The organism is Stenotrophomonas sp. Ker107b (assembly GCF_053847245.1).
Genome location: NZ_JBSPHX010000003.1, coordinates 38,915 through 52,175 on the forward strand (window position 1 = coordinate 38,915; position 13,261 = coordinate 52,175).

General features: G+C 66.7%; 10 protein-coding genes. 5 read left to right on the top strand and 5 right to left on the bottom strand.

Translation table 11 applies throughout. The features are described 5' to 3' along the window. Positions 1 to 97: 97 nt before the first annotated feature. Genes ACWV8V_RS15495 through ACWV8V_RS15515 form a run of 5 tightly spaced genes read right to left on the bottom strand, consistent with a single transcriptional unit; the run spans position 98 to position 5,587 of the window. Positions 98 to 1,399, bottom strand: coding sequence for an APC family permease (locus tag ACWV8V_RS15495; RefSeq protein ID WP_123731358.1), 1,302 nt, complete (start codon positions 1,397 to 1,399; stop codon positions 98 to 100). Next, entirely contained in the window at positions 1,396 to 2,154 is a 759-nt protein-coding gene (locus ACWV8V_RS15500; RefSeq protein ID WP_455900153.1) for a L,D-transpeptidase family protein, read from the bottom strand. Before ACWV8V_RS15500 ends, ACWV8V_RS15495 begins: the two co-directional genes overlap by 4 nt. Before the next feature lie 18 nt (positions 2,155 to 2,172). Further along, positions 2,173 to 3,021, bottom strand: a complete 849-nt coding sequence (locus ACWV8V_RS15505; RefSeq protein WP_455900304.1) for a MurR/RpiR family transcriptional regulator — start codon at positions 3,019 to 3,021, stop codon at positions 2,173 to 2,175. A 10-nt stretch (positions 3,022 to 3,031) separates the two neighbouring features. Next, complete coding sequence (locus ACWV8V_RS15510; protein ID WP_259262107.1) at positions 3,032 to 4,141, bottom strand: dipeptide epimerase; 1,110 nt, start codon at positions 4,139 to 4,141, stop codon at positions 3,032 to 3,034. Beyond that, positions 4,142 to 5,587 (bottom strand): C40 family peptidase, encoded by a 1,446-nt coding sequence (locus ACWV8V_RS15515; RefSeq protein ID WP_455900154.1) that lies wholly within the window; start codon positions 5,585 to 5,587, stop codon positions 4,142 to 4,144. 134 nt (positions 5,588 to 5,721) lie between these two features. Here ACWV8V_RS15515 and ACWV8V_RS15520 point away from each other — a divergent pair, with 134 nt between their 5' ends. The 5 genes from ACWV8V_RS15520 to ACWV8V_RS15540 all read left to right on the top strand — a co-directional run bounded on the left by ACWV8V_RS15520 (position 5,722) and on the right by ACWV8V_RS15540 (position 13,113). Then, the gene (locus ACWV8V_RS15520; RefSeq protein ID WP_455900155.1) at positions 5,722 to 7,206 is read left to right on the top strand and encodes a transglutaminase-like domain-containing protein; all 1,485 of its coding nucleotides are present in this window, start codon (positions 5,722 to 5,724) and stop codon (positions 7,204 to 7,206) included. A gap of 43 nt (positions 7,207 to 7,249) precedes the next feature. Continuing rightward, the gene (locus ACWV8V_RS15525) at positions 7,250 to 10,276 is read left to right on the top strand and encodes a TonB-dependent receptor (protein WP_152153766.1); all 3,027 of its coding nucleotides are present in this window, start codon (positions 7,250 to 7,252) and stop codon (positions 10,274 to 10,276) included. A 138-nt stretch (positions 10,277 to 10,414) separates the two neighbouring features. Next, entirely contained in the window at positions 10,415 to 11,992 is a 1,578-nt protein-coding gene (locus ACWV8V_RS15530; RefSeq protein WP_455900156.1) for a serine hydrolase domain-containing protein, read from the top strand. Next, on the top strand, positions 11,946 to 12,692 hold the full coding sequence (locus ACWV8V_RS15535) for a M15 family metallopeptidase (RefSeq protein ID WP_455900157.1): 747 nt from the start codon (positions 11,946 to 11,948) through the stop codon (positions 12,690 to 12,692). Before ACWV8V_RS15530 ends, ACWV8V_RS15535 begins: the two co-directional genes overlap by 47 nt. Before the next feature lie 43 nt (positions 12,693 to 12,735). After that, positions 12,736 to 13,113, top strand: a complete 378-nt coding sequence (locus ACWV8V_RS15540; RefSeq protein WP_121042305.1) for a hypothetical protein — start codon at positions 12,736 to 12,738, stop codon at positions 13,111 to 13,113. Positions 13,114 to 13,261 lie beyond the last annotated feature (148 nt).

Sequence of the window (13,261 nt, forward strand, 5' to 3'; positions counted from 1 at the left end):
TCCGGTTGGGTGAGGTTTCACCGTACCCAAAGCCGGGTTAACGTCATGGACCGGCGAGGTGAATGACACATCAAGCGCCATTCACCTGCGCATCTGCTCAGCCCTGGTGATCGCGGCGCGGGAACATGTAGATCACCGCACCGACGGCGAACGCGATGCCCGCCGCGGCGATGTTCTGCCAGCTCGCACTGGCGAACAGGGCCAGGCACAGCACCAGCGCGAGGATCGGAATCAACGGGCCACCCGGCAGCTTCAGTGCACCCGGGCGATCACGGAAACGCCGCGCCAGCACCAGCACCGCGGCGGCCGTGCCGATGTAGGCGAACAGGCGCGTGGTCATCGACAACAGCGCCAGTTGCACGAACGAACCGGACAAGGCCAGCGCCAGCGCGATCAGGCCCTGCGCGATGATCGCCGCCGCCGGTGTGCGCAAGCGCGGGTGCACCTGGGCCAGGATCTTCGGCCCGTAGCCATCGCGCGCCAAGGCGAACAGGAAGCGCGGGCCCATCATCATCGTGTTGCTGTTGGTGCCGAGGATGGAGATCGTCGCGCCCACCGTCAGGATCAAAGCGAGCGTGAGTCCACCGAAGCTGGCGGCGGCATCGGCCAGCGGCGTCGGCGAGCTGGCCAACCCGGCCAGCGTGCCCTGCGCGATGAACTGCACCGCGCCGTAGATCACGGTGACGGTGATGATCATGGTGATCAACGCGAACGGAATATCGCGGCGCGGGTTCTTGTACTCGCCGGCGGCGGCCGGAATGTTCTCGAAGCCGGCGTAGGCATACAGCAGCAGCAGCGCGGCTTCGCCCATGCGCTGCAGATCGTGCGGGTCCGGGCGCACGCCGGAGAAGGCCAGATCGGTATCGACGTAGAACACGCCGATGGCCACGAACAACAGCAGCGGCAACAGCTTGCCGATCACCAGGATGACCCCGGTGCGTGCCGCCGAGCGCACGCCGGCCACGTTCACCGCGGTGAGGAAACCGAGCGAGACGACGATGATCGCGACGCGGCCGATGTCATGCCCGGCCCACGGCCAGAAGCGTGCCACCGCATCGGCCAGTGCATTGCTGAGCGCGGCAGCGGAGCTGATGCGGGTCAGCCAGATCATCCAGCCGATCTCGAACCCGGCAAACCGGCCGAACGCCTCACGCGCATACAGATAGCTGCCACCGGGCTCGTCGAAGTAGCTGGCCGCCTGCGCGTAACAGAGCACCAGCAGCGCGACCACGATGCCGGCGGCGACCACGCCCCACAGGCTGAAGGGGCCGAGCAGGGCAACGGTGGCGGCCGGCAGCAGGTAGATGCCGCTGCCGATCACATCGTTGATCGAGAGCCCGACGATCTGCCAGCGGCTGACCGCGCGTTCGAGCTGCGGATCCGGCGGTGCGGTGCTCAATGCGCGCTCCCGGTCAGCACGGGCAGCTGCCACTCGGCCTGCAGGCGCTGGTACTCCGCGCGCGGCAGCAGCACGAAGCGCGGCCGCGCACTGGCATTCAACCAGGCCAGCAGCGTGGTCATCCGTGCAGGCTCCATCGCGGTGCAGCCGGCGGTGGCCTCACCGGGCGCGCGCCACAGGTGGGCGAAGATGCAGCTGCCACGGCCGGGCGTCGCTTTCGGGTTGTGATCGATCACGAAGCCTTCGCGATAGCGCACGTCGCCCTTGTTGTGCAGGTCCAGCCGCATCGGCTCGGTCGAGCCTTCCACCGCCTCGGAGCCGACCACCTCCGCATCGACGATGCGGTTGTAGTACGGCGAATCCGGTACATCCATGCAGTAGCTGGTATCGCGCATCGGCTGGTAGGGCAGGCCGCTGGTGACGCCGGGCGCATACCCGAACGCCGGGCCGATCGAGAAAATGCCGGCCGGGCTGCGGCCGTCGCCTTCCTGCTTCTGCGGGGCTGCGGACTGGGCCGGGTGCAATCCTTCGCCCCAAGCGCTGCCGCTGCGGCCCACGGCCACATCGAAGGCGGCGCCATGTGGCTGCCAGCCCGTGTCGGTGCGCTCGAAAGCCTGCAGCCTGCCCTGGGTGGCCTCCCAGCCTTCGGTGGTGACCACGACCAGCTGCGTGCTGCCCTCCAGCGTGGCGGCGAAAACGGGCGCGCTGACGACCAGCAACACGGCGGCGGTGACGGAACGGAACAGCGACATCATCGTGGCGGACTCCAGGGATCAGCTGTCGATCAGGTGTTCGATCCGTTCCAGGTTCACCCCGAGCTGGCGGTGGCGGTCCGGGTTGGCGTGGCACAGCAGGACGAAGACAACATCCAGCAGGGACTGCAATGAGGAACGGTACAGCAGTTGCGCCACGTGCGGCGCCGGGTCGTGGGCGCACAGCACCAGGCTGGCATCGGCATGCGCGCGCAGCGGGTTGGCGCTGTGGCGGGTGATCGAGACCACCTTGCCGCCCATGTCCTGGAACTGGCGCGACAGCTGGAACAACTGCGGCAGCTTGCCGAACTCGGAGAACACCAGCATCGCATCCCCGGGCCGCGCGGCCGAGAGGTTGGCCATCATCAGGATCGGATCGGCGTGGTGCACGGTGAGCATGCCGAGCAGCGACAGCCGCGTGGCGAACTCACGCGCGTACAGGCCGTCATCGCCCAGACCGTAGACGAACACCTTGGGCGCCCCGTCGATCAGCTGCACGATGGCTTCGATGTCGGCCTGTGGATTGGCCAGCCAGGTTTCTTCTTCGGCGGCGGCTTTGCTTGCGCGCAGCCGCTCGGCGATCTGGGAGAAGCCGTCGGCCGCCTCCGGCGCGGGTGGTCGGCTGTGCGGATCGTTGCCGGCGCGCGCGACGGCCTCGCCGATGGAGTACTTGAGATCGGGGTAGCCCTTGAAGCCGAGCTTCTGGCTGAACTTGACCACGCTGGACTGGCTGATCCCCAATGCACTGGCCAACTGCTGGGAGGAGTAATCGCGCAGGAGGTGGGCGTTGTCGAGGATGAAGTCGGCGATGCGACGTTCGATCGCCGACATGTGGTCACGCTCGGAGCGGATTTTCACCAGGGGCGGCATGGGCACGGGGTCAGGACCACCGCCGCGGCGTGATCATGTCCAGCCCACGTACTTCCGTGATGCCCAGCCCGGGCGCATCGCTGATGGTGATCTCCGATTCGTTGAAGTTGACCCCACCGGTGACCGGGTTGAACTGGCCCAGTGATGGCCCGTCCAGATCCACCTTGGTGATGATGTCGCTCTTGGCGACGGCCAGGTGCACGGCGGCGGCCACCGAGATGCTCGATTCGATCATGCAGCCGATCATGCACGGCACGCCGTAGATCGCGGCGATGTCGGCGATGCGGATCGCGTTGGACAACCCGCCGGTCTTCATCAGCTTGATGTTGATGATGTCGGCGGCGCGCTGCTGGATCAGGTCGAACACCTGGCCGGGGTTGAACACGCTTTCATCGGCCATCACCGGGGTGTTGACGCGGTCGGTGACGTACTTCAGGCCACTGATGTCGGCGGCCTTGACCGGCTGCTCCAGAAGCTCCAGTACCACGCCGGCTTCTTCCAGCGCACGCATCGCGTGCACGGCCTGCTTGGCGGTCCAGCCCTGGTTGGCATCCAGCCGCAGCAGGGCGCGACCCTGCACCGCAGCGTGGATCGCCTTGACGCGCTCAATGTCCAGGCCGATGTCCTTGCCGACCTTGATCTTCAGCGACTCGAAGCCGCGTTCGATCGCCGAGAGCGAGTCGGCCACCATCTTGTCGATGTAATCCACGCTGATGGTGATGTCGGTGGTGATCACCGGGTCGCCACCGCCGAGCATGCGGTACAGCGGTGCGTTGTGCAGCTGCGCCCACAGATCGTAGACCGCGATCTCCACCGCCGCCTTGGCGCTGGTGTTGCGTTCCATCGAGGTCTGGATCAGCCCGCAGAGCCGGTTGAGGTTAGCCACGTCCTCGCCGATCAGGCGCGGTTTTATGAAGCTGTCGATGGCCTCGATGATCGAGCCGTGGGTATCGCCGGTGATCACCGCCGTGGCCGGCGCCTCACCGTAGCCGGTGTGGCCGCTGTCGGTGCGGACCAGCACCACCACGTCTTCAACGGTGTCCACGGTGCGCAGCGCGGTCTTGAACGGGGTCTTCAGCGGCACGCGCAGCATGCCGAGTTCGATGTCGGTGATCTTCATTCAGGGGGTCTGTGGCCGAAGGCGCTGGATGTTGGTGATGCGGTCGATGTAGCTCACGGTATCGCTGGCCATCATCGGCTCCAGCGGAGTGACCGACACGCCGTTGAGATGGGCCTGCACGCGCTTGCCGTCCGCGCCGATCCAGCCGCCGCCGGCGGTGTCATGGATCAGCCAGGTACGGCCGTCGATGTGGCCGATCGCCATCATCACGTGGCCGGGGATGTAGACCAGATCGCCGACCTGCAGTGCTTTTACCGCGGCATCGCGCGTGGGCTTGCGGTCCTTCGCGGTGAAGGCGATGCGGTCCAGCGCGGGGCTGATCGCCTGCGCGCTGGTGTTGCGTGGCATCAGCACGCCGACGCTGCGGTAGATTTCCGAGACGAAGCCGCTGCAGTCGCGGGTGTCGTAATCGTGGCCCCAGCCGTAGCGTTCGCCGAGGAACTTGAAGGCCTGGGTCAGCAGTGTGCGCGGGGTCAGCGGCAGGTAGTCGTCCGCGGTGTCCTGCGAGCGCGGCAGCAGCGCCGGGATCAGTGCCAGACGGCCCTCGGCATCGCGCACCGGCAACTGCACCACATGCGCCGCGTGGGCCTGTTGGCCATTGACGGTCTTCTCCAGCGGCCACTCGGCGATCACCGGCAGGCGCACGCCCATGTCCAGTTGAAGCCGCGACACGCGCGGTTCCTCGGGGGTGTAGGCGGTGAACGCCGTGGCGCCGGTGACCACGCGGTAAGGACCGTGCTGACCGTAGCCGAGCACGGTGTCCGCATCACCGATACCCACGAAGCGCTTCTCGATCCACGCCGAATACCGTTCACTGGTGATGAACAGCCAGCGCCCGTCGGCGCTTTCATGCAGCACCGCCACCGCGTCGCCGGGGAACAGCGCCGACTCCTGGAAGCGGTCGATGTCGGTGTCGCCCTGGCTGCTGAAGACCCGCAGCGTGGTCGGGAACGCCCGCAGCGCGGCACGATGGGTGACCAGGCCGTACTGCAGGGCGCGCTGCGCCGGTATCGCGTCCAGTGCGAGATTGGCCAGCGTCTCACTGCGCTGCCCGTCGCTGATGGGCTTGCCATCCTGGCCATACAGCGTGCGCTCCGGCCACGTGGACAGCGACTGGATGCTGCCCAGCACCTGGTCGCGGGGCAGCTGCGCTGGCAGCGTGCGGAGATCGTGGATCGAGCCGTCTTCGGCACGCATGCGGGCGTTCTGCGCGGCGATAGCCGCGCGATCGAGGATCACGCGGTCCGGATCGGGCAGGCGATCGGCCCAGAAGCCGGGCGCGAGATACGCCTCGCGCAGGGCGATGACCCCGCCGAAATTGGCGGTGGGCGCAGCACGCGGCGCCTCGGCCCATGTCGGCGCGAGGTTGGCCGCGAGCACCGCAGCCAACACGGTGCGCGACAACCAGCGGGACCGCACGGGGCGGTGGGGGGAAGCCAGGATCATCACGCGGTCACCCTCCTCGGAAGCATCAGGAATATTTATTCCTTTTTTCGGCGAAAGCAAGAATAAATTATTGACCGGCTATCAGGCCCGTGTTACACAGCGATTACCCCACCCGCACCTTGGGAAGTGTCGCCGTGGATCCTGTGATGCGCAAACCGCGATTGCCTCTGCCTGCTGTCTGGTGCCTGTGCGCTGGTCTGCTGGCAACGCCGTGGGGGCTGGCCGCTGCGCCGGCCGCGCTGCCGACGGTGATCGCCGGGATCGACCGCGGTGCGTTCGCGCAGGCCGAGGCCGACATCGCGACGGCGTTGCAGGATCCGCGCCTGTCGGCAGCCGATCGTCAGGCCTATGCCTTCGAGCGCGAACGCATGCGACGCATGCGCCTGGACTTCACCCTGGATGCGGCGGCTGCCAAAGCGCAGCTGCGCAAGCAGATCCCCGACCTTCGCGAGGACGAGTTCGCACGCTGGGAGGCGGCCGGCTTGCTCGAACACCTGGATATCGATGGCCAGCGCCGCTACTTCAAACGCGCGCCGTCCAATCTGTTCCGGATCAGCGCCGAGGCACGCGCCCGGCGCGCGCCCGATGCCCCGGTGCCGAAGGACGGCCCTTACGAGCACCTGCACCCTCACCACAAAGAGATCGTCGCCGCCGCCCGCGCTACCGGCGCGACCAGCCTGGTGCCGCGCCGCATCGAGGTGACCCAGTCGCTGGTGGTCACACCCGATGCCGTGCCTGCCGGCGAAACGATCCGCGCGTGGATTCCTTACCCGCGCGCCATTGCTGGCCAGCAGGAAGACATCACCTGGATCGCGAGTACGCCGGCCGGTGCGCAGGTGGCGCCTGAAGCCACGCTGCAGCGGACCGCCTACCTGGAGCGCAAGGCGGTGGCCGGCACGCCCACGGAGTTCCAGATCCGCTACGCAGTGACTGTGTACGCGCGGCATATCGAGATCGATCCGGCCAGGGTCCAGCCCACCCCGGACGATCCTGCGCTGAAGCCGTACCTCGCCGAGCAGGCGCCGCACATCCTGTTCACCCCGGCGCTGCGTGCGTACTCGCAGCAGGTGGTCGGGACTGAGACCGATCCCTACCGGATCGTGCAGACGCTGTTCGACGCGGTGGACGCCATTCCGTGGGCCGGTGCGCGCGAGTACGCGACGATCGCCAACATCAGCGATTACGCCCTGCACGCCGGCCATGCCGACTGCGGGCAGCAGACGCTGCTGCTGATCGCCCTGTTGCGCCTGAACGGTATTCCCGCGCGCTGGCAGTCCGGCATGGTGTATTCGGACGATGCGGTCGGTTACAACAATCTGCACGATTGGGGCGCGGTGTATCTGGCCCCGTATGGCTGGGTGCCGATGGATGTCACCACCGGGCGGCTGGACAGCCTGCAGCCGGCGCTGCGCGATTTCTATCTGGGCGGGCTGGATGCCTATCGCATCGCCTTCAACGACGACTACGGCCAGCCGCTGGTGCCAGCCAAGCAGCACGTCCGCTCGGACACGGTGGATTCCCAGCGCGGTGAGGCCGAGTGGTCCGGCGGCAACCTGTACTTCGATCAATGGAATTACGACGTCCAGTCGCACGTGGTGCCACTGGCGGCAAAGCGGTAAACGGCGGTATCCACGATTCCACATCTGCAGGAGAGAGCAGGGAATGAATGCAAAGCGATTGAAGCGTGCGGCGTTGTACGCCGCGCTGGGGGTGTGTCTGGGCAGCTTGGTGCCGATGGGCGCTTCGGCACAGAACGTCAGTGGTGCCGTGGCCGGTCGTGCCACGGCCGGTGACCAGGTGACGGTGGTCAGCAACGCGACCGGCCTGACCCGTACGGTCACCGCCAGTGGCGATGGCAGCTACCGCCTGGGCCAGTTGCCGGTCGGCGATTACCAGCTGCAGCTCAGCCGTGATGGCCAGAAGCTGGGCGAGCCGTTCGCGGTGAGCGTGGCAGTCGGCGGTACCACCACGGTCAACCTGGCCAGCAGCGGCGACGTGGTCAACCTCGATGCGCTGCAGGTGATCGGTGCCCGCGTGGTCAATCGCGTGGATGTGTATTCCACCGAAACCTCGTTCAACGTCAACCGCCAGGAGCTGTCGCGCCTGCCCGTGGCGCAGGATCTATCGGCAGTGGCATTGCTGGCACCCGGCGTGGTCGGCGGCAATTCCTCGTTCGGTGGCTTGTCCTTCGCCGGTTCCTCGGTGGCTGAGAACGCGGTCTTCATCAACGGCCTGAACGTCACCGACATGTACACCCGTCGTGGCTTCTCCAGCGCGCCGTTCGGGTTCTTCAACGAATTCCAGGTCAAGACCGGTGGCTACTCGGTCGAGTTCGGGCGCTCCACCGGCGGCGTGATCAACGCGGTGACACGCTCGGGCACCAACGAGTTCCAGGGCGGTGTGGAAGTCACCGCCGAACCGAGCGCGCTGCGCTCCAGCCCGCGTGACCATTTCCACCGCGACGGCACGCCGCATTCCTATGCCAGCCGCGACAACAGCTCGTTCCTGAAGACCAACGTCTGGGGCTCCGGCCCGATCATCAAGGACAAGCTGTTCCTGTTCGCGATGTATGAAGATCGCGACGACACCGGCCACAACACCTCCTCCGACGCGCTGAGCTGGTTCAAGAACAAGAGCGACAACGGCTTCTGGGGCGCCAAGCTGGATTGGAACATCAACGACAACCACAGCCTGGCGCTGCTGGCGTTCTCCGATGAAGGCGAGATCACCAACGGCGCGTACAACTACGATTGGGATGACGATCAGATCGGTGCCTGGGGTGGCGACTCGGTCACCGAGACCGGTGGCAAGAACTGGTCGGCAACCTACACCGGTCACTTCGGCGAGAACTTCACCGCGCGTGCCATGGTGGGCGAGAACAATCAGCGCGCCTTCACCAGCTCCTCGCTGGATGAAGCGTGCAGCCCGGTATTCACCGATGCCAGCTATGCATCACGTCTGGGCAAGCTCAACGGCCTGCGCCCGGGCTGCCATCCCACCGGCGCCGCCGTTGCCGAACGCGACGACACGCGTGAAGTCGCGCGGTTGGACTTCGAATGGCAGCTGGGCACGCACCTGCTGCGCTTCGGCGTTGACCGCGAGCTGATGACCACCGAGCAGTCTACCCGCTACCCGGGCCCGACCCAGCTCAGCTACACCGCCTACGTCGCCCGGCCCGGCGATGAAGTGTGGGATGGCGCCAACGCCTATGTGCCGGCCGGTGTGACCGAGATGCTGCGCGCACGCAACCGCGTGTCCGGCGGCACCTTCGAGACGGAAGCCAACGCGTTCTACCTGGAAGACATCTGGAACATCACCCCGAACCTGATGTTGAACCTCGGCGTGCGCTGGGACCGCTTCGAGAACCGCACCGCCGATGGCGACGCCTTCATCAAGATGGACGACCTGATCGCGCCGCGCTTCGGCTTCTCTTGGGACATGAAGGGCGACGGCAGCACCAAGCTGTTCGGCAATGCCGGCCGCTATTACCTGCCGGTGACCAACAACATCAACGTCAACTTCGCCGGTGGGCTCACCGACGAGTACTCCTACTACGTGCTCAACGGCTGGCAGCAGCAGGCCAACCCGGTCACCGGCGCGCCGTACATGGCCCCGGTCATCGGCCAGCAGATCGGGCCGGTCGATACCCGCATGAACACCGGCGCGGCCGACCTGCGCCAGAGCGTGGACAAGGACCTGAAGGCGGTCTACCAGGACGAGTACATCCTCGGCTTCCAGACCATGATCAACCAGGCCTGGTCGTGGGGCGTCAACGCGACCTACCGCAAGATGGACCGCGCGCTGGATGACATGCGCATCAACCACACCCCGTGCGGCCCGACGGGCACCACCCTGTGGCCGATCGCCAACCCGGGCGAGAGCCTGACCATCTGGGGCGACTCCAGTATCGGCTGCGCCACCGAAGGCTGGATCACCATCGACACCTCCAAGGATGGCTACCGCAAGGGCGGCAGCCTGGAGGTGGTGGGCTATTCCAAGCCCAAGCGCACCTACAAGGCGCTGGAATTCCAGATCGACCGTGCGTGGGATGAGAAGTGGCTGTTCAACGCGTCCTATCTGTGGTCGCGCAGCGATGGCAACTTCGAAGGTCCGGTCAATTCGGATACCAACTACGGCGACACCGGCATGGTCCAGCACTGGGATCATCCGTCCAACAACCAGCGCTATGGCCCGCTGTTCAACGACTTCCGCCATCAGTTCAAGTTCCGCGCCGCCTACGCGCTGAACGAGCAGTGGTCGTTCGGCACCACGCTGCAGGTGGTGTCCGGTGGCCCGATCACCGCCTTCGGCGTGATGTGGCCCAACGACACCGTGGCCGGCGGCAGCACCTCCAGTGAAGGCAGCGGCGGCGGTACCGGCTGGCTGTGCGTGGCCAACTGCTCGGGCGCGTACAACCAGCGCCAGTTCGAGTACAGCCCGCGCGGCGCCTTCGGTCGCCTGCCGTGGACCTGGACCATGGGCGCCAACGTCACCTGGCGGCTGCCGGTGGAGGGCATCGACCTGAGCGCACGCCTGTCGGTCTACAACCTGTTCAACAACCAGACCGTCATCAACGTGCACCAGCGTTATGAAGCCCAGCCGGGCCAGGTGCGCGAGAACACCTTCAACACCGGCACCCGCTGGCAGGCCCCGCGGTACACGCAGCTGATGGTGACCTGGAACTTCTGATCCGGTGCGCACGTGGCAGGTGCCGACCGTGAGTCGGCACCTGCCTTCACCGCCATCCGGTAGGTACCGACCGGTGGTCGGTACAGCTTTCAACCGGCGGCCAAAGAAGCACGCCCTCCGGTCATGACGAGGGAACCCATGCCGTCACGCGCTTCAACACACAGTCGATCCCGCCTTCTCACGCTTGGCCTGGCCTGCACCCTGGCCATCGCCCCCAGCGCATGGGCAGCCGAGCCCGCTGACACCTTCAATCGCCTGCTCGATCAGACGGTCGCCCACGAACAGCTGCCGGGCATCGCCATGGCCGTCGTCGACGATGGCAACCCCGTCTTCATCGGCACCCGCGGCGAGCGCCGCGCCGGGCAGGGCGAGGCCATCGATCCGGATACCCTGTTCAAGATCGCCTCCAACAGCAAGGCGATGACCGCCGCGCTGCTCGCCCGGCTGGTCGACCGCGGTCTCCTGCGCTGGGACGATCCAGTCATCAAGTACCTGCCGCAGTTCCGCATGCACGACCCGTGGGTCACGCAGCAGATGCAGGTGCGTGATCTGCTGATCCACAACAGCGGCCTGGGCCTGGGCGCGGGCGATCTGATGCTGTGGCCCGAGCCGAACCGCTTCACCCGCCAGGACATCATCGCCGGGCTGGCCCACCTCAAGCCGGTCACCAGCTTCCGCAGCGGCTATGCCTACGACAACCTGATGTATGTGGTCGCCGGCGAAGTCGCCGCCGCCGCCGGTGGCAAGCCGTACGATCAACTGCTGCGCGAGGAAGTCTTCTCGCCACTGGGCATGGATCGCTGCCAGGTCGGCGCGTGGTCGGTCGCGGCGGTCGGCAACGTTGCCCAGCCGCACACGCGGAAAGACGGCCGCAATGTGGTGCGTGGTGCCGATGGTGACACCAGTGCCGATCTGACCTCGATGGCCGCCGGTGGCATCCGCTGCAGCCTGCGCGACATGACCCGCTGGATGCAGGTGCTGCTCGATCCGGCGCTGGTTCCTGGTTGGCTGAGCACGGCGCAGCGCCGCGCGCTGTGGACCGCGCACATGCCGATGCCGCTGGGCGAGCGCCAACGTCGCTGGGACAACGCACATGTGTCCGCCTACGGCTACGGCTGGCGCGTGTCGGACATGGACGGCCAGTGGAAGGTGGCCCACACCGGCACGCTGTCCGGGATGTACTCCTCGCTCGCGCTGCTGCCGGACCGCAAGGTCGGCGTGGTAATCCTGATCAACAGCGACGCCGAGGATGCACGCACCGCGCTGATGCAGGCCGCGTTGAAGCACTACACCGCACCGGAAGAAACGGTAGACGCGAGCCATTATCTGGCGTTGCTGGACCAGGAGCGCACTGGCCGCCGCGAAGCCGGGCAGGTGCGCCCGGATACCGGCGCGCGCCGACCCGCCTCGCTTCGCACCACCGCCGCCGCGCACGGCCGTTATCGCGATCCGTGGCTGGGCGAGGCGCTGCTCTGCCCGGAGCAGGGCGTGCTGCGTTTCAGCGTCGCCAAGTCGCCGATGCTGCGCGGCCAGGTCATGCAGCTCGGTGAGCGCTGGCTGGTGCAGTGGGATACGCTCGGGGCCGATGCCGAGCCCTGGTTGCAGTTGCAGCCAGGCGCGACGCCCGCCCTGACCTTGGCCGCGATCGATCCGGAGATCGACTTCAGTTATGACTACCAGGACCTGCACTTCACCCGCACCGGCGATTGTCCGTAGCGCGCTGCTGCTGGCGCTGCTGGCGCTGCTGGCCGGCAGTGCCCACGCGGCAGCGCCAGCGGTGACGATCTCGCCCGCGCGCGATGTGGCCGAGGCCGGACTGGTCGACATCCGCACGCTGGCACCGGTGATCGAACAGGACATCCGGTACGCCGGCCCCGACAACTTCACCGGCCAGCGTGTGCCCGGCTATGACGCACCCAAGTGCTATCTGCTCGCCCCGGCGGCCACCGCGCTCGCACAGGTGGAGGCCGACCTGCGGGCACACGGCTACGCGCTGCGTCTCTACGATTGCTACCGCCCGGCTCACGCGGTGAAGGCCTTCGTCGCCTGGGCACAGGATCCCAAGGAGCAGTCGCGCAAGGCTTTGCAGTACCCGGACATCGACAAGCCGGCCCTGCTTGGCGACTACATCGCCGAGACCTCCGGCCACAGCCGGGCTGCCACGGTCGATCTGACCCTGCTCGATTGCCGCGACGGCTCCTGCGCGCCCGTGGACATGGGCACCGACTTCGATTTCTTCGGCCCGCGCGCGCATACCGATGCGCCGGAGATCAGCGAGGCCCAGCGCAGCCACCGCCAGCACCTGCGCCAGGCGATGGCACGGCATGGCTTCGCCAACTACCCGATGGAGTGGTGGCATTTCACCCTGCAGCCCGAGCCGGCGCCGACCACCGCCTACGATGTGCCGGTCCGCTGAGGCACACCGCTACACTGTGCACTGACCGCCGGATCGGACCACGATGAACCTGCCGCTGCACGTTGGATTGCTGGGAACGCTGGAGGCAGGGCTGATCGCGCTGTTGGTCGGGCTGCTGGTGTATGCGCTGTGGCATCGCCTGTGTCGCTGGGCAGGCTGGACCGACGGGCATGCGATCGGCTGGGCCTGCGTGATCGCGGTGGTGGCCTCGGCCGGCATCGATGCGTGGAATCTCTTCTATATGGGCATGATGCGGCTGGAGTCGCCGCTGTATGCGCGGTTGTTCCTCGCCGGTATCCATGATCCGAACGAGCTGGGCTCGCGCGTGGTGCTCGAAGTGGCCGGTGCGATCGGCGGTGTGGCACTGGGGTGGCTTTTGTTCAGTTCCCGCTCAGGCGAAAAAAACAGCAACACCGCGTGAGATTGCGTTCGCATCCGGTTAAATCCGGGGCCAATGAATGGGCGTATTACCAACCGCTCACCTGTGGCTAACCACTGCGGTAATGCACGCGTTCGCGCAGGTGGTTAAGGCCGCGTGCGCAGCGCGGTCGAGGGGCAATATCGATTCA